The organism is bacterium 336/3 (assembly GCA_001281695.1).
In the GTDB taxonomy this organism is placed as follows: Bacteria; Bacteroidota; Bacteroidia; order Cytophagales; family Thermonemataceae; genus Raineya.
Genome location: LJIE01000002.1, coordinates 114037 through 136565, shown reverse-complemented (window position 1 = coordinate 136565; position 22529 = coordinate 114037). Strand labels below are relative to the sequence as shown.

The 22529-nt window shown below is 32.0% G+C and carries 19 protein-coding genes, 1 tRNA gene and 2 pseudogenes; 11 read left to right on the top strand and 11 right to left on the bottom strand.

Going from position 1 to position 22529, the window contains the following annotated elements:
- Window positions 1-19 precede the first annotated feature (19 nt).
- Genes AD998_19890 through AD998_19880 form a run of 3 tightly spaced genes read right to left on the bottom strand, consistent with a single transcriptional unit; the run spans window position 20 to window position 2721 of the window.
- Window positions 20-982, bottom strand: a complete 963-nt coding sequence (locus AD998_19890; protein ID KOY84694.1) for an N-acetyl-gamma-glutamyl-phosphate reductase — start codon at window positions 980-982, stop codon at window positions 20-22.
- Complete coding sequence (locus tag AD998_19885; protein KOY84693.1) at window positions 969-2174, bottom strand: argininosuccinate synthase; 1206 nt, start codon at window positions 2172-2174, stop codon at window positions 969-971. The genes AD998_19890 and AD998_19885 overlap by 14 nt, the downstream gene beginning before the upstream one ends.
- Window positions 2143-2721, bottom strand: coding sequence for an acetyltransferase (locus AD998_19880; protein KOY84745.1), 579 nt, complete (start codon window positions 2719-2721; stop codon window positions 2143-2145). Before AD998_19880 ends, AD998_19885 begins: the two co-directional genes overlap by 32 nt.
- Before the next feature lie 239 nt (window positions 2722-2960).
- Between AD998_19880 and AD998_19875 the strand changes: the two genes are divergently transcribed.
- From AD998_19875 to AD998_19855, 5 genes are all read left to right on the top strand, one after another.
- Complete coding sequence (locus tag AD998_19875) at window positions 2961-3644, top strand: hypothetical protein (protein KOY84692.1); 684 nt, start codon at window positions 2961-2963, stop codon at window positions 3642-3644.
- Between the two features lie 136 nt (window positions 3645-3780).
- A complete protein-coding gene (locus tag AD998_19870) occupies window positions 3781-4614 on the top strand; it encodes an alpha/beta hydrolase (protein ID KOY84691.1) in 834 nt (277 codons plus the stop codon).
- Between the two features lie 4 nt (window positions 4615-4618).
- Window positions 4619-5110 carry an RNA polymerase subunit sigma gene (locus tag AD998_19865; GenBank protein KOY84690.1) on the top strand — a complete coding sequence of 164 codons (492 nt, stop codon included), beginning with the start codon at window positions 4619-4621 and terminating at the stop codon, window positions 5108-5110.
- Window positions 5097-5666, top strand: coding sequence for a hypothetical protein (locus AD998_19860; GenBank protein ID KOY84689.1), 570 nt, complete (start codon window positions 5097-5099; stop codon window positions 5664-5666). Before AD998_19865 ends, AD998_19860 begins: the two co-directional genes overlap by 14 nt.
- 116 nt (window positions 5667-5782) lie before the next feature.
- Window positions 5783-6226, top strand: coding sequence for a hypothetical protein (locus AD998_19855; GenBank protein ID KOY84688.1), 444 nt, complete (start codon window positions 5783-5785; stop codon window positions 6224-6226).
- 1 nt (window position 6227) lies between these two features.
- Here the strand turns inward: AD998_19855 and AD998_19850 are convergent, their stop codons facing one another.
- Window positions 6228-7547, bottom strand: a complete 1320-nt coding sequence (locus tag AD998_19850; GenBank protein KOY84687.1) for a deoxyribodipyrimidine photolyase — start codon at window positions 7545-7547, stop codon at window positions 6228-6230.
- Between the two features lie 195 nt (window positions 7548-7742).
- Here AD998_19850 and AD998_19845 point away from each other — a divergent pair, with 195 nt between their 5' ends.
- The 3 genes and pseudogenes from AD998_19845 (at window position 7743) to AD998_19835 (ending at window position 9953) form a co-directional block, all read left to right on the top strand.
- Window positions 7743-8291: a hypothetical protein gene (locus tag AD998_19845; GenBank protein KOY84686.1), complete on the top strand. Its 549-nt coding sequence runs from the start codon at window positions 7743-7745 to the stop codon at window positions 8289-8291.
- 314 nt (window positions 8292-8605) lie between these two features.
- A pseudogene (locus AD998_19840) lies at window positions 8606-8917 on the top strand (hypothetical protein).
- Window positions 8898-9953: a hypothetical protein gene (locus tag AD998_19835; protein KOY84685.1), complete on the top strand. Its 1056-nt coding sequence runs from the start codon at window positions 8898-8900 to the stop codon at window positions 9951-9953. Before AD998_19840 ends, AD998_19835 begins: the two are co-directional and overlap by 20 nt.
- Before the next feature lie 41 nt (window positions 9954-9994).
- Here the strand turns inward: AD998_19835 and AD998_19830 are convergent, their stop codons facing one another.
- The 4 genes from AD998_19830 to AD998_19815 form a co-directional block, all read right to left on the bottom strand.
- Window positions 9995-12028 carry a hypothetical protein gene (locus AD998_19830; protein KOY84684.1) on the bottom strand — a complete coding sequence of 678 codons (2034 nt, stop codon included), beginning with the start codon at window positions 12026-12028 and terminating at the stop codon, window positions 9995-9997.
- Between the two features lie 91 nt (window positions 12029-12119).
- A complete protein-coding gene (locus AD998_19825) occupies window positions 12120-13325 on the bottom strand; it encodes an NADH dehydrogenase (GenBank protein ID KOY84683.1) in 1206 nt (401 codons plus the stop codon).
- A gap of 52 nt (window positions 13326-13377) precedes the next feature.
- Window positions 13378-13812, bottom strand: coding sequence for a single-stranded DNA-binding protein (locus AD998_19820; GenBank protein KOY84682.1), 435 nt, complete (start codon window positions 13810-13812; stop codon window positions 13378-13380).
- Window positions 13813-13860: 48 nt separating this feature from the next.
- A complete protein-coding gene (locus tag AD998_19815) occupies window positions 13861-14907 on the bottom strand; it encodes an A/G-specific adenine glycosylase (GenBank protein ID KOY84744.1) in 1047 nt (348 codons plus the stop codon).
- Between the two features lie 268 nt (window positions 14908-15175).
- Here AD998_19815 and AD998_19810 point away from each other — a divergent pair.
- Window positions 15176-16051: pseudogene (locus AD998_19810) on the top strand (hypothetical protein).
- Window positions 16052-16084: 33 nt separating this feature from the next.
- Here AD998_19810 and AD998_19805 read toward each other — a convergent pair.
- The 3 genes from AD998_19805 to AD998_19795 are packed head-to-tail and all read right to left on the bottom strand — an operon-like array spanning window position 16085 to window position 20926.
- Window positions 16085-16885 carry a pyrophosphatase gene (locus tag AD998_19805; protein KOY84681.1) on the bottom strand — a complete coding sequence of 267 codons (801 nt, stop codon included), beginning with the start codon at window positions 16883-16885 and terminating at the stop codon, window positions 16085-16087.
- Window positions 16886-16897: 12 nt separating this feature from the next.
- The gene (locus tag AD998_19800; GenBank protein ID KOY84680.1) at window positions 16898-19903 is read right to left on the bottom strand and encodes a hypothetical protein; all 3006 of its coding nucleotides are present in this window, start codon (window positions 19901-19903) and stop codon (window positions 16898-16900) included.
- Between the two features lie 27 nt (window positions 19904-19930).
- Entirely contained in the window at window positions 19931-20926 is a 996-nt protein-coding gene (locus tag AD998_19795; GenBank protein KOY84679.1) for a glycerol-3-phosphate dehydrogenase, read from the bottom strand.
- Between the two features lie 128 nt (window positions 20927-21054).
- On the opposite strand from AD998_19795, the gene AD998_19790 reads away from it, so the two are divergent.
- Together AD998_19790 and AD998_19785 are read left to right on the top strand one after the other, a co-directional pair.
- Window positions 21055-21128: transfer RNA gene (locus AD998_19790), tRNA-Pro, on the top strand.
- Between the two features lie 111 nt (window positions 21129-21239).
- Window positions 21240-22451 (top strand): hypothetical protein, encoded by a 1212-nt coding sequence (locus AD998_19785; protein KOY84678.1) that lies wholly within the window; start codon window positions 21240-21242, stop codon window positions 22449-22451.
- Window positions 22452-22529 lie beyond the last annotated feature (78 nt).

Sequence of the window (22529 nt, the reverse complement as noted above, 5' to 3'; positions counted from 1 at the left end):
TGCAGAATTTTCCATATTTTTAAAAAGCTGTTGATTTTAATTTTAAACCTGTGGTTTCATCTAAGCCAAACATCAGATTCATGTTTTGTACTGCTTGCCCAGATGCTCCCTTTAATAAATTGTCTATAATGCTGATAATCATTAAGTTGTTTTCGTGTTTTTCTATATACAACAAGCATTTGTTGGTATTGACAACCTGCTTGAGATGTATATTTTTTTGAGATACCCACACAAAAGGTTCATCTTGATATTTTTGTATATAGATGTTTTGAATTTCTTCAAGCTCAAGTTCTAAATTCATTGTCAGACAAGCCATAATTCCTCTTGTAAAAGCTCCTCTTTGAGGTATTATCTGAATTTCATGCTCAAATGTATTTTGTAACTGTTGTACACTCTGCTCAATTTCTGCTAAATGCTGGTGTGTAAAAGCCTTATAAACAGATAGATTGTTTTGTCTCCAGCTAAAATGAGAGGTTTCTGACAGTGATTGTCCTGCCCCTGTTGAGCCAGTTGTGCAAAATACCTGAATATCAGTTTTTAAAAGCTGTTTTTCTGCCAAAGGTAAAAGAGCCAACTGAATGGCAGTAGCAAAACAACCAGGATTTGCAATATACTGAGCCTGTTTGATAGTCTCTTTTTGGAGTTCAGGTAAACCATACACAAATTGATGATTTGACGATTTTAGCCTGTGGTCGTGGCTTAAATCAATGATTTTTGTGTGTTTAAAAACCTCTATGATATTTTTGGCTTCACCATGCGATACACATAAAAATACTACATCAATATCAGTATGATATTCTGAACTAAACGAGAGCTGGGTATCTCCCAATAAATCATCATGAACTTCATAAATAAACTTACCTGCATTGCTTTTACTGTGAACAAATACAATTTCTACAAAAGGGTGAAATACCAATACTCTCAGTAATTCGCCTGCTGTATAGCCTGCCCCGCCTACAATTCCAATTCTAATTTTGTTCATGTTCAGTAAAAGCATTTACCTGATGAAAAATAGAAGTCTGATTTCCAAATATTTTGGTGAAACCTTTCACATCATTGCCTGTCCAAGCATTATTCATTTCTCCATAAGTACCAAATTTGGCAGACATCAAATCGTGTTTGCTTTCAATGCCATTGAGGGTGTATCTGTATGGGTACAAAGTAATATAAACACTTCCTGTTACCGTTTTTTGAGTGTTTTTTAGAAAAGCTTCAATATCACGCATGGTAGGGTCTAGCATTTGCCCTTCATGTAGCCAGTTGCCATACCAGTTTGCCAATTGATCTTTCCAAAAAAGTTGCCATTTGGTAAGTGTGTGTTTTTCAAGCAAATGATGAGATTTGATAATCAGTTCGGGGGCAGCAGCCTCAAAACCAACTCTTCCTTTGATTCCTATAATCGTATCACCCACATGGATATTCCTACCAATGCCATATGGCTGGGCGATATTTTGTAGATATTCAATAGCTTCTATTGGATGCCCAAAATGAATATCATTTACTTTTAAAAGCTCACCTTCTTCAAAATAAAGGTTAATATTCTGAGGTTCTGAAGCTGTAACAGGGGTAGGCCATGCATGTTCAGGCAGATTTTGAAAAGAGTTAAGGGTTTCTTTTCCACCTACAGATGTTCCCCAAATACCTTTATTAATGCTATAAGTAGCTTTTTCAGGAGCGTAATCTATTCCATTGGAATTTAAAAAAACTATTTCTTCTTCTCTGCTAAGTTTATTATCTCTGATAGGCGTGATGATTTTTACTTGTGGGAGTACATGCGTAAAAATCATGTCAAATCTTACTTGGTCGTTGCCTGCCCCTGTACTTCCATGAGCAATGATATTGATATTTAGTTTTTTTGCATATTCAGCAATACTTTTCGCCTGAATAATTCTTTCTGCACTCACACTGAGAGGGTAAACACCATTTTTGAGTACATTGCCATATACAAGAAACTTGATACACTCTTCATAATATGCTTTACGAACATCCATACAAACATAAGAAGCGACTCCACAAGTCTTAGCCCTTTCTTCTAATATTTCTATTTCTTTATCAGAAAAAGCTCCAGTATTGATGGTAACGGCATGAACTTCGTATATATTACTCAGATAAACAGCACAATAAGTGGTATCCAAGCCACCACTATAAGCTAATATAATCTTCTCTTTTTGCATTTTCTTGTTGTTTTAATTTTTCTTGAGCATCATATAACATGGCTGTGCAGAGGCAATTTTTAAAATCTTTACTTTTTAGAATCTCATAATTCACACAGCTTTTACAACCGTTCCAAAACTTCTCGTCATGAGTGAGTTCTGAGTAGGTAACAGGCTCATAACCAAGCTCCGAATTTATTTTCATCACAGCGAGTCCTGTGGTAAGTCCAAAAATTTTAGCATGTGGGTATTTGCTACGAGAGAGTTCAAAAATTTGAAACTTAATCCTTCGGGCAAGCCCATGTTGTCGGTAAGCAGGGTTTACAATTAGACCAGAATTGGCTACATACTCTTCATTTTGCCATGTTTCGATATAACAAAACCCTGCCCATTGGTTGTCTTCGGTAAGGGCAATCACAGCCTTACCTTCCAACATTTTTTGTTGGATGTAATCGGGAGAACGCTTGGCAATACCTGTTCCCCTGATTTTTGCTGAATTTTCAATTTCTTGACAAATTCTTTCAGCAAAATCTAGATGACTACTATTTGCGACCTGAATTATAAACATAGGTATAAAACTTTGTCGCAAAAATAAATACATTTTAGATATTTTATACTGTTTTTTATAAAAAATAAAGATAAAATATCTTTTTGTATTGAAAATTGTAGTTATCTATGTTTTTTATAGTATTTTTTTTAGATAAAATATATACTCAATAATTTTTGCATACGCTCATAATCTAAAGAGAAGAAATAAAAGTTTTTATATACTTGCTTTTATAAAGTTGTAACATAAAAATTAAACTTATGGATAAACAAGAAAGAATAACAAAAGCAAAAGAAAAAGTAGAACATCAAGATGCCAAATACAGCGATTTGGTAGAACTTGCAGATGCTTACTTCGATAATGGAAATTGGGAAGAAGCCATAGAAACCTATGACCAATGTATCGCCATAACTTCTGAAGACTCTTATGTGTGGCATAGAATGGGTTATATCTTTGAGATATATAAAAGAGATTATGTGAGAGCTTTGTTGTATTATAAAACAAGTACAGAACTTGATAAAAACGCATATACTTCGTGGAATAATATGGGTTTCATTCAGGAAACACAATTTGATAATTTGGAGACAGCCTTGAGCTACTACAAAAAATCTTTGGAAATAAATCCAAATTATGAAATAGCTCTTATCAATTTAGGAGTATTATATAATACTTACAATGAAGGAGAAGAATGTATCGATTGTTTTCAGAGAGTTTTGAAGGTAAATGATAAAAATGCAAAAGCTTGGCATAATATCGGAATTGCTTATGGAAAGTACCATAAAGATAATGAAAAAGCTTTTGAATGTGTAAAAAAAGCAGTAGAACTGGATGAAAACTACATTGATGGCTGGAATACACTGGGGATCATTTATAAACACATTTATCATGAGGAAGAAAAAGCTCAAGAATGTTTTGAAAAGGTTGATCAATTAAAAAATAATTAATAAAAAAGCTGTTCTGGTAAAATGAACAGCTTTTTTTATGCTTTATTAAAAAAAAATTAAAAATTTTAAAAAAAATCTGTAACAATATAGAAAGTGATGTATCCAAAGAGAAAATTTAACTAAAACATCATTTTTTATGAAAAACAGATTTTTGGCTTTCGCTCTCATTTTGGTTTCCCTTGTTCTAAAAACAAATGCTCAAACTTCTTTTCAAGTAACTGTAAAAGGAAAAGGAACCCCCATTTTATTATTTGCAGGTTTTGGTTGTTCTGGCGAACTTTGGAATGAAACTGTTGCCGAACTTTCTAAGACAAACGAATGTCATATTTTTACTTTTGCAGGCTTTGGAGGTGTTCCAGCTATCGAAACACCTTGGTTCTCTACCATTAAAGATGAAGTAATTCAGTATGTGAAAACAAAAAAACTTAAAAAACCTACACTTGTAGGGCATAGCTTAGGTGGAACGCTTAGTTTGTGGCTTGCTTCTTTAGAAAAAGAAATGTTCAAACAATTGATTCTTGTAGATGCTCTGCCTTGTTCAGCAGCCCTGATGATACCCAATTACAAAGGTGAAAAAATACCTTATGATAACCCTCGTAATAAAATGATGATAGAAATGGATAAAACGGCTTTTGAAAACATGAACAAACAAATGATAGGCTTTATGTGTAAAAATAAAGAAAAACAGCCTATAATTACAAACTGGATGAACATGATAGATAGGAAAACATACATTTATAGTTATGTAGATATGTTAAACCTCGATTTGAGAGAAGATATTGCTAAAATATCTGTTCCTGTTACAATACTTGCAGCTACAAGCCCTGATTTGGCAACAGTTCAGAAAACATACAATACTCAATATGAAAAATTACCCTCAGTAAAAATACATTATGCAGAAAATGCAGCACATTTTGTAATGTATGACCAACCTGAATGGTTTATGAAAAAACTGAAAGAAATTTTATAGCAAAGTGAATAAACAAGAACTTTTTAACGAAATATTCAACCAACATTATTCAAAAGTCTTTCGGTTATGTAAGGGCTATATGAATGGTAATGAAGAACTTGCTTCGGATATTACACAAGATGTATTTATCAAAGTTTGGGAATATTTGGACTCTTTTCGAGGTGAAGCAAATGTGAGTACTTGGATATACCGAATATCAGTAAATACTTGTTTGCTTCATCTGCGAAAACAATCTACCAAAAAAGAAGTAAAAACCGAAAAAATGCCTCATATAGCTCATGAAGCATACTCTTCGGAAGAGGAAGAAAAATTACAACAGATGTATGTTTGTATCCATAAACTTCAAGAAAAAGAAAAAGCCATTATTTTAATGGTTTTAGAAGGAGTAGAATATTCTCAAATTGCTGATATTATGGGTATTACAGAAGAAAATCTTCGTGTAAAAATTCATAGAATTAAGAACACTTTAACAAATTGTGTACATGGAAACGTTTGATAATTTACAAAACCTTTGGAATAAACAAAATGAAGAAAAAAATATAAAAGATGCTTCAGATATTATTAAAAAAGCAGAATCCAAACTGCAAAAAGTTAAAATAAATCATATATCTACAATAATTATTTTATCACTGACAGCTTGTATATTAGTTTGGTATTTTGTTTGGGTTTCAGCTCATCAAATAGGCATGATGGGCTTGGGTTTATCTCTCATGATAGGCTCATTGATTATAAGGGTGTTTTTGGAGTGGATAAGCTCTCAAAAACTTAAGAAAATAAGGTTACATCAAACTGTAGATGAGTTTAGCAGACAAATGGATGTGTTTTATACATGGAGAAAACAAGTACATATTATTTTTACTCCAATAATTTACATCACTTATGTAATAGGTTTTATAATACTTTTACCCATATTCAAGAAATACCTTTCTTCTGGGTTCTATTTATATGTTTTAATTAGTGGAACAATATTTTTAAGTGTTTTTGCTTTCTTACTATTTAGATTTCTTAAAAAAGAGCTACAAATGTTAAATAAAATGAAAAATCTAGAGTAAAAATAATTTAAACTCAAAAACTATACTTTCATAAATTTAGAGAAGGCTTTCATTAAATATAGGAATGACAAATTAGAATTTTGGTATTATTTTGAAGAAAATAAACCAAATACATTATGAAAAAAATATTTTTACTTGGAGCGATCATTTTATTAATCAATGATTTAAGTTTTGGACAAAGTAAAGGAAGTTGTTCCGTTGTTTTGTGTAGTGAAGTAAAAGAAAATGAAAGAGGAAATACTCAAATAAATAACGTTTTTACAGGGTTTAGTGCAAATGCAGTAGGTTCAACGGTAAAATTTATAGCATATATACGATTTCAAAATTATAGTTTAAATCAAGTGCATAAATTTTATATTACTTTAGAAAATGACGCCACAGGAGAAAAAATCATAGACAATAGTGATAGACAAAATCCATTTTCTCTGTTTAAAAAACAAGCTGTTTATGCTCACCAATCAATATTGAAAGTAAATTTTCCTAAAGAAGGTATTTATAGACTACGAGTTTATGTTGATGACAAAGAAGAAGAATCGCTTTATATGGAAATAGGAGACTAGCTTAATTCTTACTTTTCTCCAAACCTTTTTTATAAGTATCCAATGCTCTTTGTCTTGCAAAAGTATGCTCTACAATGGGTTTTGGGTATGAAAAATCACTCAATTCTTTGACCCAACGCTTGATATAAGTAAGCTGAGGGTCAAATTTTTTGGTTTGTTCAGTAGGGTTAAATATTCTGAAATAAGGAGCTGCATCACAGCCAGAGCTACTTGCCCACTGCCAGCCACCATTGTTGGCAGACAAATCAAAATCAAGGAGTTTTTTAGCAAAATAAGTTTCACCCCAACGCCAATCAATGAGTAAATGCTTAGTCAGGAAGCTGGCTACAATCATACGTACACGATTGTGCATGAAACCTGTTTCGTTGAGTTCTCGCATACCTGCATCTACAATAGGGTAGCCTGTTTGTCCGTTGCACCATTTTTCAAATTCTTCTTTGTTATTTCGCCATTCAATATTTTCATATTCAGCCCTGAAGGCATTGGTGGCAGCATGAGGAAAATTCCACAAAATCATCATATAAAAATCTCGCCAAATCAGTTCATTTAGAAACGATTCATTCAGGCTTTGAGCTTTTCGAGCCAATTCTCTGATACTGATTGTCCCAAAACGGAGATGTACACTCAATCTCGATGTACCTTCAATGGCAGGGAAGTTCCTTTTTTCAGCATAATTCTGTAAAATTTCTTCTCGAACTATTTTACTTGGAAAATCTTGTTTGAGTGATTTAAAACCCATTTCGGTTATACTGGGTATAGAAAGTTCTTCAGTTTTGAAAAAATTTCCAAAATTACTTTCTACATCATAAGACTGAACATGGTGAGAAGTAACCAAGCTCTTCCATTTTTTGCTATAAGGCGTAAAAACTGTGTAAGGAGTACCTGTATTACTCAAAACTTCTTGTTTTTCAAAAATGCACTGATCTTTAAATGTTTGAAATATAATTCCTTTTGAATCTAAAAAGTTTTGAATTTCTGTATCTCGTTGTTTGGCATAAGGCTCGTAATCGTGGTTTGTGAAAACAGCTTTGATGTGATATTTTTCTATTAGAGTTTTAAATGCTTCTAAAGGTGTACTATAAAATACCTCTAAAGAGCTTCCCAAAGGCAATAAGTCTTTTTGTATTTCTATCAAAGCCTGATGAATGAAAGCAATGCGTCTATCTTCTTTGTCTTCTAAGGCATCAAGAATATTTTTATCAAAAATAAAAATGGGTAAAACTGGATTTGTACTTGTCAAGGCATTAAACAAACCAATATTGTCATGTAAACGTAAATCTCTGCGAAACCAAAAAATATGGATAGGTTGTTTTGTTGTCATAAAAAAGGTTTTAGTACAATAACAGCCAAATAGTAAAATGGTTTTGTTTTTTATTTGCAAGTTTTAATATGTTATAAATTAATGTTTTATAAATTATTTTGTATGATACTTTACTGATTAAAATATTTTTTAGGAAATTTATGCAACCTTTTTAATAAAGGTCTGTCATTAGTATGAAATCAAACAACAAGCACCTTGAATACAGAATATATAGATATTCATAAACACTTGGTTGAAGAGTGTAGAACAGGAAGCCGAAAAGCTCAGTATGAGCTCTACAAACTGTATGCAAAGGCAATGTTTGGAGTAGCTATGAGAATTTTGAACAATCAGGGTGAAGCAGAAGATGTACTACAAGATTCATTTTTAGATGCTTTTCAAAAGATAGATACCTTTAAAGGAGATTCGACTTTTGGCTCTTGGTTAAAAAGAATAGTGATTAATAAGTCTTTAAATTTACTCAAAAAAAGACGTTTAGAGTTTCAGGATATAGAAAAACATGATTTTAGAGATGATAGTGATAAAGAACAAGAACAAGCCGAAACAGAATCAGAAAAACTGAATAAAATACATCAAGCTATACAATTATTACCAGACGGATTTAGAACAGTGTTGACATTATACCTCATAGAAGAATATAGTCACAAACAAATTGCAGAGGTATTAAATATTACTGAATCAACATCAAAATCGCAGTTGAATAGAGCAAAAGCAAAATTAAAAGAAATTTTAGAAAATTTATAAATACGAAGGTTATGGACGAGTTAGAAAAATATCTAAAAAACCACAAAGACAACATACAAGATTCTTTTGAGTGGAACAATGAAGATGCTTTGTGGGCAAAAATCGAGCAAAAATTGGACGAAAAAATAGAGAAAACAGAAGAAAAAGCTCCTGTAATGCTCGGAAATACTCAAAAACAAGGAGGTAGTGTTACAATTAGTCATAAAAGTTTATGGAGAGCTGCCGCCGTATTTGTACTTCTTTTTGCAGGCTATGGAGTATTCAAATACATGAATCCCAATGAGGAAACACAAATAAACGTTGCACAAATGGATTTGAAAAAAGTAAATCCTGAATTGGCAGAAGTAGAAGTGTATTACACTTCTATGATTCAACAGAAAAAAGAAGAGTTAAAAAAACTAAATCCTGAAAATTTAGGAGAATTTGAGAAAGACTTTCGGGCTTTAGACTCTACTTATCAACAGTTAAAAATCGATTTTTATAAAAACCCCAACCACGAACAAGTTACGAACGCTATGATTCAGAATCTCAAGCTCCGAATCGAAATCTTAGAAAGACAGATTGAAATTTTAGAAAAGTATTCAAAACCTCAAAAAGAAAACAAAAATGAAGAAGTTATTATATAAAATCGCCTTTATTTTGAGCATGGTAGTTGCATTGCAAGTACAAGCTCAAGACCAAGAAGCTCGAAAGACTATACAGAAAAGTTATTCGGCAAGTGGAATGAATTTGAAAATCACAAATTCTTATGGAAAAGTACATATCAATACAAATAGTAGTAACCAAATCAATGTAAAAGTTGAAATGATAGCAAAAGCTTCATCTAAGGAGAGAGCAGATGAAATCTTAGATAAAATATCTGTAACTACTACACAATCAGGTAATTTGATAGCATTTGAAACCCTTCTATCTAATATGAGTGGATGGTCTTGGGGAGGTAGAACATCTTTTGAAATCAATTATACCATTGATATGCCAGCTACAACACCATTGGAGGTCTATAACAAATACGGCAATACTTATGTAGGTAATTGTTCATCCAAAACAACACTACACACATCTTATGGAAATATTAAAGCCGAAAAGTTGACAGGAAGTAGTGAAAAAGCTGTACAGGTAAAATATGGAAATGCTCAGGTTGCTTACATAGAAGAAGGCAGTATATATGTAGCTTATGGTAACTTGGATTTGGAACAAGCTGGTAACATAAAACTCAAAAATTCTTATTCTAATACAGAAGTAGGAAAAGTAAATTCACTGAATGTAGATAATGCTTATGGTAATTTAGAAATAGAGAGTGTAGAGCAAATAGAAGGTGAGACAGATTATGCGGGTAAGTTTATTATTAAAAATTTAGGTAAATCTATGAATATGAAGGGCTCCTACAATAGTTCATTTAAAATAGAAGGAATAGAAAAGAGATGCCAAAATATTACAATAGATGCTCGTTATAGTGATTGTAGCCTTGACTTTAATGAAGATGCTGGTTGCCAGTTTGAATTGAACTTGAAATATGGCTCTTTGGTTGGAGAAAAAGAAAAATTCTCAATTCAGAATAAAACAGTTGAAAACTCTTCAGCCTATTATAAAGGAACATACGGTAGAAATACAAATACAAAAGTTCAGGTTACAGCAAAATATGGAAATGTTAAAATAAAATAGAACACCTAAAAAAGCTCTTGTTCATAGCAAGAGTTTTTTGTTTATGTGATTTTTATACCCATTACAAGTACATCATCTATTTGCCCATAGCGTCCTTTCCAATTAACAAACTCAGTTTCGATATTTATTTTTTGTTCTGATATAGGAAATGTAGAAAGTTGTAGCAAAAACTCTTTAAATTTCCGAGTACCGTACTTTTTCTTTTTATCCCCTCCAAATTGATCATAATAACCATCAGAAAAAAGATAAATCATGTCTCCAGTCTTTAAGTCCATTTTTTGACTGGTAAAACGCTTAAACTCTACTACGTTTCCTCCAATAATATATCTGTCAGGGTTTAACTCTATCAATACACCTTCTCTAACGATAATAATAGGGCTATTGGCTGCTGTATAAAAGAGTTCTTTACTTTTGAGATTAATTTTGCATAAAGCAATGACAATTCCGTCTTGAGTAGGCTCTTCATGAGGATTTATATTTTTATTGAGGAGCTTCACTAATTCCCGATCAAATGAGGCAAGGAGATTAGATACATCGTTATAATCTTCTCTAAAAAAAGCATAATCAAGGCTTATACTACCCATTACGGACATAATAGCTCCTGGAACGCCATGTCCTGTACAATCTGCAAGGGCTACATAAACATCATCTCCTCTATTTTGAAACCAATAAAAATCGCCACTTACAATGTCTCTTGGTTGATAAAATACAAAATATTCTCTTAAATTTTTACTAAGAATCCTATCACTTGGTAAAGTAGCATTTTGAATGCGTTGTGCATATCTAATACTATCCATCATGTTTTCATTTACTTTCTCAATTTGTTGATTTTTGATTTCAAGTTCTTGTAATCGTTTTTCGACTTCTTGTTCTAAATTTTTACTTAAATAAGAAGCTCTTTCGAAAGCTTGTGAGATACGAAAAGAAATGACAAAAGATTGTAAAAACAGAAAAATAATCATGCCTAAAGCAGAAAGATTTGCATAGACCAAATGAAGCCATCCCGAATGATGTGCAATTTCAAGCATAGTAAATATAAAAGAACAAGCAAAAGCTCCAAAAATTATATAAGCTTCTTTTATCCCTTTTTTGATAGCAATAATGCAACAATAAAACTCTATAAAATAAGCTAATAGAGAGAATAAATTAAGAAAAGGAAGAGAGTATAAATAAGTAGAAGTAGGTAATAAAGCAGATAAAATCAGGACATAACCAAGAATATTAGCAATTTTTAATACTTTTTTTGATAAAATATTAGGTAACAAAGCATTTGTAAAACTTACTATTAACAGAGGTACACTATAAGCTACTTGAAACTCTAAGTAAATTAAAAAGTCAAAACTACTATTAGGAAATAATACAAACCAATATTGAGAGCCTACATTAATAATTAGAGCTCGTATGATAATGACAGTACATAATAAAACTAAGTATAAAGATTCTGTATTATATTTTTTAGATAAAAAAAGAAATAAAATTAAATGAAAAATTAGCATAAATGCGAGAGTTCCAATAGTAAATAACTCGAAGTCTTGGACATACTCTTTCTGTGCTTTTAAAATATCTGTTTTACCCAAATAAATAGGGTTGTAAATACCACCTCTGAAGTGTTCATAATTACTGATTTGCAAGGTGATTTGCAAGGTTTTTTGCTGTAATAAACTGTCAGGAATAGAGATGATAGTATTTTGATAACTTGCTACAGATTTTTCAGGGTTTGTGGCAAGTTTCCCCATGCTATAATATAAATTGTTATTTATCCATAAATTATAAGCTGTGGCTATATTTGGTAATTTAAGAGATAAATTGTGAGTAGATGGAGGTAACTGAATGATTAAACCATAAGTAGCAAAGCCTTGTGGTGGATAACCATATTTATTCCACTCATCAGGAATATTAAGAAAATTATTCGAATTCTTAATTTGGAAAGGGAGTTGTACCTGATTCCAATCAAAAAAGTATTCTCCATTTAAGGCTACATTTTCAATAGAATCTTTGGATAAATCTATAATACCTTTTCTTGCATATTTAGGCGTAGTTTGTAAAAAATTACAAGCTCCTAATACAAAAATCATGAGAATGAAATAGATATATTTTTTCAAATTGTATAATAGTTTTCATTTAAGATGCAAAAAATCTCAAAAATTCACAATTTTTTTATAATTTTTATCTATCTACTTCACCTAATACCAAATCCAAAGAACCTACAATAGCAATTAAATCTGCTAACATAATTCCTTTACTCAGAGCAGATAAAACGGATAAATTACAAAAAGAAGCACTTCTGGCTTTACAACGAAAAGGAATATCCGATTTGCCATCAGCCCTAAAAAAGAAGCCTAATTCACCTTTGGGATTTTCAGCTCGGATATAGAAATCCATTGCTTGTGGGCGTATTTTTTTTGGAACAACTGCCTGTGGATCAAACTCTATATCTCTTTTATGTTCTTTTTGTAGTTTTTCTATACACTGATGAATGATTTTGATGGATTCGTAACATTCTTGCATCCGAACCCATGTTCTATCCCAACAATCGCCCAAAGTGCCTATTTCTCCTTTACCAATAGGAATATCAAAATCTAACTCTGGATAAACAGAATAGCCATCCACTCTTCTCAAGTCGTATTTTAAGCCAGAAGCTCTGAGCATAGGACCTGTTACTCCATAATTAATAGCTACTTCCATAGGCAATATGCCTATATTAGCAGTACGTTGTGTAAAAATCTTATTTTCTAAAACTAACTGTTCTGTTTCTCTAAGTTTAGGAATGACATACTCTACAAATTCTTTACAACGGTCTTCAAAACCAATAGGTATATCGTAAAAAAGCCCACCAACCCAAATATAATTATAGAGCATTCTTGCTCCACAAGTCCACTCCAGAAGTCTTAAAATATGCTCTCTATCCCGCATCATCCATAAAAATGGTGTAAATGCTCCAATATCAATGGCATAAGCACCCAAAGCTACAAAATGAGAAGCTAATCTATTGAGTTCAGCTACTAAAACTCTGATATATTCAACTCTTTTAGGAATCTCTTTTTCAATACCTAACATTCTTTCAACACCCATGGCAAAAGCATGCTCAGAATTCATAGCAGCTATATAATCCATTCTATCCACATAAGGTAAAATCTGATTATATGGCAACGACTCTGCGTGTTTTTCAAAACATCTGTGTAAATAACCAATATGAGGTACAACATCTACCACAATCTCTCCATCTGTAATTACTTCCAATCTTAAAACACCATGTGTAGAGGGGTGTTGAGGCCCCAAATTGATGATCATTTCTTCACTTTTAAGATTTTCAAGTGAATATTTATTAGGTTCTGAAGTAAGTAGATTATGAGAATTTGTTTGGTTATTCATAGGTTTTGGTTTCAATAAAAAAGCATTGGATTTGCCAATGCTTTATGTATGTTTAGAAAGGTAAATCATCACTTGGGCTACTTTCTATGGTAGAAGGAATGTAGGGCGTTTCATCCGTACTATTACTCTGGTTGTGGTGTTCTGTATGTCCTCCACCACCCATAGAACCTCCTAATAAAGTAAGATTTTGTCCTACTACTTCAGTAATATAACGAGTCTGTCCATCCTTTTCATAAGAACGACTTGATAATTTACCCTCTACATATACTTGTTTGCCTTTTTTTACATATTTCTCAATAACATCTACAACAGGACCCCAGAAAACGATATTATGCCACTCAGTTTTTTCTGTCGATTTTCCCTCTTTGTCTCTGTATTTTTCAGAAGTTGCTAGTGAAAAAGTTGCCTTTTTGCCACTCTCAAAGGTGATAATGTCTGGGTCTTTTCCTACATTTCCCACCAAAATTACTTTGTTTACGCCTGCCATATGATTATTGATTTGATTCTAAAAACTCCCTAAATCTACCGAAAAATTTTATTCTAACAAATAATTTGCAATTAAAATTGGCTTTGGAAGCTTATGAGCCTCATCCTTGTCAAAAAATTGTAATTCTTGAGAAAAAGAAGTAAGCAGTTGAGCATTTTGTATTTGGATATGAAAAAATCGAATAAATATTTTTTGATGAGTAAGTTGATGTTTATAGATGGAGGATATTTTTCCAATAGTTATTTCAGAATTTGCCCATGCAGTATCTATAAAACTGTTCAAATCTTCAAGAGATGTTAGTTCTATCAAATGAAAATCATACAAATTTTGCCAAATATCTTTGCCAGTACGCTTTTTGAGAGCTATTCTCTCTTCATTTTCAAAAATGGCATAAGCAAAAAAACGTTCTTTTATTTTTAGTTTGTTAATTTTGATGGGTAGTTCCTGCTGTTTATGATGATTGTAGGCATAGCAATTCTCCCTCAAAGGACAATACATACAATCTGGCTTCTGAGGAGAACATTGAATGGCTCCAAATTCCATAATTGCCTGATTATAAACATGACTTTTCTTTTCAGGAAGTAATTCTTGACTTAATTTTCCAAATTCTTTTGCTCCTTGTGGGCTGGCTATATCAGTGGAAATACCAAAATAACGAGCTAAAACCCTATAGACATTCCCATCCAAAACAGCCACAGACTCTTGAAAAGCAAAAGACGCAATGGCAGCTGCTGTATATTTGCCTATTCCTTTGAGTTTTATAAGTTCTTTATAAGTATTTGGAAATACATCTTGATATTCTTGATGAATAATTTTAGCTGTATGAAGCATATTTTTAGCTCTCGAATAATATCCTAAGCCCTGCCAAAGCCTGAAAACCTCATCTTCAGGAGCATTTGCCAAATCTGCAACAGTAGGGTAAGTCTCTACAAAGCGTTCGTAATAAGGCAAACCTTGTTTTACACGAGTCTGTTGCAAAATTACTTCTGAAAGCCATATATAATAAGGATTCTGTGTCTTTCGCCAAGGTAAATCTCTATGATGTTGCTCGTACCAAGTAATTATTTTTTCTGAAAAATTTTGTTGTGAAAGCACTTTATAAAGGTATAAAAAAGAATAAATTGATAGCAAAAATAACGATTTTTAGACTGAAGATAATATTTTGAAAGGTAAAGTTTTTTGTATATTTTTAAAAAGACAAACATTGTATTTTATGTCCAAAAAAACACAACAAGTTCTTGACTTAGAACATGTTTTAGGGTTCAAAATTAATGAAGCAAAAGAGTGGGGCGGAAAAGGTTATATGCTCAATGGAAATCAGGAAATTATTGGATTGAATTTTGAAAACTATTGCACCTATGGTATGTCGTTTCTCAAAAAAATACCAAATTTGAAATATCTTAATTTACGCAGTTATAGACCTAAAATTCAAGATATTTCAGAAATCAAAGATTTACTCGATTTAGAAGAATTGGATTTAGATTACAATGAAATTCAAGACATTTCTCATCTCAAAGATTTAGGGAAATTAAAGAAACTTAGTTTGAGTATGAATAAAATTCAAGATATTTCTTTTCTTGAAAATTTACATGATTTAGAAAACCTTGATTTAAGTGGAAACCCAATTCAAGATTATTCTTGTTTAAAAGGTTTACCAAATATACAAGTACTTAATTTATTGGCTAATAAAACTCAAGATTATTCTTTTCTAAGAGACTTGCCCAATTTACATACTCTAAATTTAGCTGGATGTGAAATAAAAAATATTTCGTTTCTTAAAGATTTAAAAAATTTAAAGGAACTTAGTTTAGGGAGCAATCCAATTCAAAGTCATTCAGTACTTGGAAGTTTAGAAAATTTGGAAGGATTGTCTTTATACCAGAACCAAATTCAGGATATATCTTTTGTTGAAAATTTGCATAAAATAAGGATTTTGAGCTTATCAGACAATAAAATTCAAGATGTTTCTCCACTCAAAAATCTTCAAAATTTAAAAGTACTTGTTTTAAGAAACAATGAAATTCAAGATATTTCATCTCTCAAAGATTTACAAAATTTAGAAAAATTGTTGTTAGATTGTAATAAAATAAAAGAAGTACCTTTATCTTTTCTTGATAACTTGCCAAATTTGAAAAGTTTGAATCTAAAAAATAATCCTATTAAAAATATTCCCAAAAAAGTCTTTAAATATGTGGATTGTCTCCAAGACTTGAAAAACTATGTTGCCCAAAAAATATAAGTTTTTATGTAAAATAAGGATTATGGTTAATGCTTACAACGAATGTGTTTTGGCTTCATTCCAATAAACATCCATTTCGGCAAGTGTCATCTCAGAGAGCTTTTTTCCATTTTCTTTTGCCTTCTTTTCAAGGTACTGAAAGCGTTTTTGAAATTTCTGATTGGTACGTTCAAGGGCTGTTTCTGGGTTTATATCTACAAACCGAGCATAATTGACCAACGAAAACAGTAAATCTCCAAACTCTGCCTCAGCTTTCTGGGCATCAAAAGCATTATTTGGGTTAAACTCTGCCTGAAATTCTTGCATTTCTTCTTCTACTTTCTGCCAAACTTGCTCTTTTTCTTCCCAATCGAAGCCCACAGCTCTGGCTTTCTCTTGCATTCGCATAGCTTTAAGTAGGGCAGGCAAACTTTGAGGTACACCTGAAAGAACGGACTTTTCTCCTTTACTTTCAGTTTGCTTAATTTGTTCCCAATTTTGCTTCACTTGCTCTTCATTTTCCACTTCTACATTTCCATAAATATGTGGATGCCTACGAATTAGCTTTTCACAAAGAGAATGTATCACATCTGCTATATCAAAATCATTGGTTTCAGAAGCAATTCGAGCGTAAAAAACAATATGAAGTAAAACATCCCCTAATTCTTTCTTGATTTCATTTATATCATTCTGCAAAATAGCATCTGAAAGTTCATGAACTTCTTCAATACTCAAATGTCTTAAACTTTGAATAGTTTGTTTCATGTCCCAAGGACATTTTTCCCTGAGTTCATCCATGATATCAAGTAATCGGGAGAATGCTTGGAGCTTATCTTCTTTGCTATTTTGAGGCATATTTTTGATATTTTAGGTGCTATGAATACCTGTGAGCCACTTAGTTATTGTATTTACAATACGAGACAATATATTCAAATACAAAGTTACATATAAACCAAATACCATCAGCCATATCATACCCAAATTGAACCAATAAGTATTTAAAGATTGATGAAATACTTTTTTATTAGGTGCAAAAAAATGGGAAGACACATCATGAGCATCAATATAAACACTATTAATTAAAGGTTCAATATGAGTTTTATGTACAATTAACTTTTTATCACTACCAACATTACGGGCAAGTAGAGAGATAGCATCATTATGATGAATAGAACGTAATTCCTGATGTTTAGGATTAGCCCTTAAAAAGCTATCTCTCTGATATTGAGCAATTTTTTGCCTATGTTGATAATAAATTTTGATTTTTTGAAAAGCCTTTTCTGAATAAACATAAACAGTTTGTTTATATTTAGGAATAGAAAAAGCATATAAATTAGGAATTTCTTTTTTATCAATATGCTCAAACTCTCGTTCCAACTCATTTTTGATAATATTGAAATATTGATAAGTAATAGATTGGTTTTCTTTTGTTTCCTGAAGCATTTGCTTAAGCTTCTCTAAATAAAATACTTTTTTATATTCAGCAGTAGCGATGACTTTATCATACTGATAAAGAGGGGCTTCATAAAGATTGTCTCTGAATTGAGTAACAACCAATGCTTCAAAAGCCCAACGTGAAGCCAAAAACTCTGAAAACCAAGGAATATGATCATTAGGACTTCCTTTAAAGTCAGGATTTACTTTATCAAAACGAATGACAATACCTCCCAAAACAAGTTGAGGAATCAATAATAAAGGTATGAGAATATAAACAGTAATAACAGATTTGAATGCAGATGAAATATTTAAGCCCAATAAATTGGCAAATGCTGAACACGAAAACAACATAAGCCAATATTGCCAATATAGACTTTTTATACCCAATATTCCATTTCCAATTAAGACCAAAACAAAGGTCTGAATGGCAGAAATAATAAATAAAACACTGATTTTAGCCAAAAAGTAACTGTTTTTGCTTAAATGCAAAAAACGCTCACGTCTAAGTACTTTTCTATCACTAATAATTTCCTCTGCACTACCTACCAAGCCTGAAAAAATGGCTACAATGATGGCTATAAAAATATAAGCAGGTAAATTCTCATTTTCGTGAAACAAATATTTTTTCTTATCTACATCATAATATCTATTTACATATGCAAGCAAAAAAGCCAATAAAGGAGCTTGCATTAAATTAGTAACCCAATATTGTGTATTATTAAATTTTGTAAGAATATCTCTTTTAAAAAAGATGATACCTTGTTTAAAACGGTTGGGTAAACGTAACTTAGCAGATTGTCCATTTTGCTTTCTTTTTTCTATAAAATGAATCTTATGCTCATTTTGATAAAGTTGATACCATTGTTGTGGTGATATTTTTCGATTTTCTGTAAAACGTCCATATTCATTCACTATGCGAGCTGCAATGATGTCAAAAACCTGTTCAATATTTACATTACCACACTCAAAACACTCTCCTTGTTGTCTGCTGATTTGGTTTGCATGGTGCTTAAAATACTGAATCATATCAGCAGGGCTACCATAATAAATGGGATAGCCCCCTGTATCTAAAATCAGGAATTTATCAAACATTTTAAAAATGGAGGAAGAAGGCTGATGAATTACAACAAAAACCAACTTGCCCTCTAAAGCTAATTCTTTAAGTAAATCCATGATATTTTCTGAATCTCTCGAAGAAAGCCCCGAAGTAGGCTCATCTACAAAGAGTACAGAAGGCTTTCTGAGAAGCTCTAAACCAATATTAAGCCTTTTGCGTTGTCCACCACTAATTTTACGGTCAAGAGGTGAACCCACACGTAAATCTTTCACTTCTTGCAAGCCTAAGCTGTGAAGAGTATGCTGAACAACTTCTTCAATTTGTTCTTCTGTATGATTCCCTAAACACAACTTAGCTGCATAATATAAATTATCATGGACACTCAAATTGTCTATTAATAAGTCATCTTGAGGAACATAGCCAATAAGTCCTTCTAATTTTTCTTTATGAACATCAATTCCATTGATAAGTACTTCACCTCTCTGAGGTTTTAGATTGCCATTCAATATTTCAAGTAATGTGGATTTCCCAGCACCACTCTCACCCATAATACCAAAAAGTTTACCTGAGGTTTCTTGAATATGAATATTTCTTACTCCACTTTTTCTTCCAGAAAATAAATAACTAATATGATGAGCTTCAAAAGTGATATTTTCTTGAGATTTATCCTTTCGGAAAATACTCACAATATCGCTGTAATAAATGGGGTCAATCTTACTCCCTCTTACAACACTCCCAGGTGAAAAAACATGAATGGCATTAGGTTTTAGAATCAAACCATTCAAATAAAAATCTTGGTCACCAACATATTTCAGCAAATATGTTTCTAAACTTACAACTCTAAGAATGACAAAAAAGCCAGATAGATAAATTTGTTGAAGATGGTATTGATGGTGAATATCCTCGAATGGAGTAATATAAAGTGTATTTTCTAAAAAAGAATTTTCTATTCGGATAAGATTTACAAAATGAAGAATATTCTCAAGTTCTTGCCTTTGTATATTAAAAATAGAAGCAATAGTATTGATAAACTCTAATTCTGTATCTGTAATAATACTATCTGCTGAAATTAGCTCAAGAAGCCTTGTAATAACAATGATTTTTTGTTGTTGGGTAAGTTCTTGATTGATATGTGTACAAATTACAAGCATCCTAGAAGAAACACGCATACTCGTGAGTTTCTGCCCTTGCTCATCTACTTCTACAGTACGCAATTTGGCATATTCCTCAAAAATAAGTAGATATTTTTGAGAAAGTTCTAAGTTAAGATGCTCCTTTAAAAAATTCTCTACAAGTAACCTATATTGTGGATTTGTGCCTTCCAAAGAGGCTGTAAGCCCAAACAACTGCATCAAGGCTTTGAGTATTTCTTCTGTCATATATTCAGCTTGCTACAACCTTTGTATTTAAAAAAACTTCTCTTTTAAAATAGAAATTTCTTTATTAGCAGAGGCTTTTTCATATAAAATTTTATAAACTGCCGTTGTAATAGGCATATCCACTTGATATTTCTGATTGATGGCATAAATACTTTTTACAGCATAATAACCTTCAGCAATCATATTCATTTCCATCTGAGCCGATTTTACACTATAACCTCTTCCTATCATATTCCCAAAAGTTCTATTTCTACTAAATTGAGAATAAGATGTTACAAGTAAATCGCCCAAATAAGCCGTATCTGTCAGATCTCGATGTTGAGGATAAACTTTATCCAAAAACGTCTTGATTTCTCTCAAGGAATTGGTCACCAACACAGACTGAAAATTATCACCATAGCCTAAGCCATGGCAAATACCACTTGCGAGAGCTATAATGTTTTTCATAACGGCACTATACTCAACGCCATACATATCATCAAAGGCAGTAGCTTTGATATATCTGCATGTGAGCATTTTGGCAATATCTTCTGCAAGTGCAACATTGGGTGAGGCAACTGTTAAATAGGACTGTCTTTCTAAAGCAACTTCCTCAGCATGGCAAGGACCTCCAATAATTGCCATATCCAAGAAAGGTACACCTTTTTCCTGATTCATCAAATCAGTAACTAAAAAGTGCTTTTCTGGTATCATCCCTTTTATAGCAGAAATAATACGTTTTCCTTTGAAATCTTCTGGGGTGAGCTCTGCCAAAGCTTGTTCTGTGAATGCAGCAGGAACGGCAAGCAATATATAATCAGCGTCTTGAATGGCTTGTTTGGCATCCAACCAAACCTTTACTTTTTCTTCATCTATATATACATCACTTAAATAATTGGGATTCAAATGGAATTTTCTAATAAAGGCAGCTGTTTTGGCATTTCGCATCCACCAGCTAATCTTAACATCTTGTTCTGTAAGAATTTTGACTAAGGCTGTAGCCCAGCTACCTCCTCCAAAAACAGCTATATGTGGTTTACTCATATCTAATGGTATTTTATTTTACAAATTGCACGATTAAAGACAATAAACCAAATTTTTTAGATTTATTTAACAAAATAATTCTAAAATTTGGAGATTTTAAAAAACTATTTTACTTTTGCACTCCAGTTCGGGATGTAGTACAGCCAGGTAGTACACTCGTTTAGGGTGCGAGAGGTCGTCAGTTCGAATCTGGCCATCCCGACTTAGCCGTTTCAAACTTGTTTGAGGCGGTTTTTTATTTATAAACCTTTCAATTTCTATTCTATAAAAAAATTAAGCATAAATTTTGAGGTATATATCAAAACCATTTTTTATGAAAGTCCTCAAAATAATACTATTGTTGCTAATATTGGTAGTTGTACCATATCAAGTTTCTGCTGAGCCTTTGTATATAGAGTTTGGCGAAATGATTTCCAAAACAAAAACCATTGTGATAGCCGAATACTTGGGTGCTGTTAATCCAAATGCTGAAATAATAGATAGCTATAAGCTACTAGTAAAAGAAGTAATTTGGGGAACTGTGAAAGAAAAAATAATGATAGTAAAAAGGGCTCAGGGTGGAGTAGAATATGGTTTAACCCCCAATACAATTTGTATAGCTTTTATCAATCAGGATGATGGTTTTGAATGGGTGGCTACACCTCATCAGAAAGGTGCTGACATACAAACTTCCAGTTTATATTTGAGGGGTTTCTATGACTACAACGCTTATTTGGTATATCCTTCATTGGTTACAGTGCATCAAATCAGAGAATACTTGCAAAAAGGCTCCATGAGTTATCATTTAAAAGGTAATCTTCATTTTTTTTCAACAGAGGAGAAAAAAATGAAAGCAGGCAAAACCAGTTTTGATGTAGAATATATCTATCAGCCCAAAAACAGCAAAAGTACTATTAAAACAGAAAACTTGCCTATCAAAGATTTTCCTAAACAAGGCAGTGCTTCTTTGGGAGCTTGGCAAGAGCCTGCTATCAATATTGTTTACGAATCTAATTTAATACGTCCCCTGAAATTTGGAGGTAGAGTACAATCTCTCAAGGATGGTAAAAACACATTTGAAGTTCTTTTTTATGTAGAAGAATTAGATGAAATCAACGAAAAAATGTTCTTGGAGTATCTAAACCAAGAATCTTATGGCTATTTATATTACGAAGTATTGGTACAAACAGAAGATGGCGAAAACTTTAAGCTCATGTGCCAGGAAAATAAAAATGGAGAAGTTCTGATAAACTCCAAAGGAGAACGTTATCGTTATAAAAGTTTCTCTGATAATAGAATTATTTTCAACTATAAAGATGGTAAGGAGTTGATATTAGAATATATTCCACTCAATATGACACAAGAACAACTTTTATATACAAGAGGTGTTCTAGCCAAATTTATCAGGCAACTCAAAATAAGTACATTACATGCAAATATTTATGAAAAAGACTCTGAGAAAGAAAAACTTATCGGAAAATACACTCTAGTACTTAAAAGAACACATTTTGGACCTAACCTAAATTTTAAACCTTCTAAAAAATAATAGAAAACTTCTATTAGCGTTTTTAATCAAAACTCAAAACATTTTATTTCACTTAATCAATGTTTAATTATGATTAGA

Excerpts from the sequence above, each read along its gene's own strand:
- AD998_19890 (KOY84694.1), bottom strand. The coding sequence starts at position 982 with ATGAACAAAATTAGAATTGGAATTGTAGGCGGGGCAGGCTATACAGCA.
- AD998_19785 (KOY84678.1), top strand. The coding sequence starts at position 21,240 with ATGAAAGTCCTCAAAATAATACTATTGTTGCTAATATTGGTAGTTGTA.
- AD998_19805 (KOY84681.1), bottom strand. The coding sequence starts at position 16,885 with ATGCCTCAAAATAGCAAAGAAGATAAGCTCCAAGCATTCTCCCGATTA.
- AD998_19870 (KOY84691.1), top strand. The coding sequence starts at position 3,781 with ATGAAAAACAGATTTTTGGCTTTCGCTCTCATTTTGGTTTCCCTTGTT.
- AD998_19825 (KOY84683.1), bottom strand. The coding sequence starts at position 13,325 with ATGAATAACCAAACAAATTCTCATAATCTACTTACTTCAGAACCTAAT.
- AD998_19875 (KOY84692.1), top strand. The coding sequence starts at position 2,961 with ATGGATAAACAAGAAAGAATAACAAAAGCAAAAGAAAAAGTAGAACAT.
- AD998_19795 (KOY84679.1), bottom strand. The coding sequence starts at position 20,926 with ATGAGTAAACCACATATAGCTGTTTTTGGAGGAGGTAGCTGGGCTACA.
- AD998_19855 (KOY84688.1), top strand. The coding sequence starts at position 5,783 with ATGAAAAAAATATTTTTACTTGGAGCGATCATTTTATTAATCAATGAT.
- AD998_19820 (KOY84682.1), bottom strand. The coding sequence starts at position 13,812 with ATGGCAGGCGTAAACAAAGTAATTTTGGTGGGAAATGTAGGAAAAGAC.
- AD998_19830 (KOY84684.1), bottom strand. The coding sequence starts at position 12,028 with ATGATTTTTGTATTAGGAGCTTGTAATTTTTTACAAACTACGCCTAAA.
- AD998_19880 (KOY84745.1), bottom strand. The coding sequence starts at position 2,721 with ATGTTTATAATTCAGGTCGCAAATAGTAGTCATCTAGATTTTGCTGAA.
- AD998_19885 (KOY84693.1), bottom strand. The coding sequence starts at position 2,174 with ATGCAAAAAGAGAAGATTATATTAGCTTATAGTGGTGGCTTGGATACC.
- AD998_19800 (KOY84680.1), bottom strand. The coding sequence starts at position 19,903 with ATGACAGAAGAAATACTCAAAGCCTTGATGCAGTTGTTTGGGCTTACA.
- AD998_19860 (KOY84689.1), top strand. The coding sequence starts at position 5,097 with ATGGAAACGTTTGATAATTTACAAAACCTTTGGAATAAACAAAATGAA.
- AD998_19835 (KOY84685.1), top strand. The coding sequence starts at position 8,898 with ATGAAGAAGTTATTATATAAAATCGCCTTTATTTTGAGCATGGTAGTT.
- AD998_19850 (KOY84687.1), bottom strand. The coding sequence starts at position 7,547 with ATGACAACAAAACAACCTATCCATATTTTTTGGTTTCGCAGAGATTTA.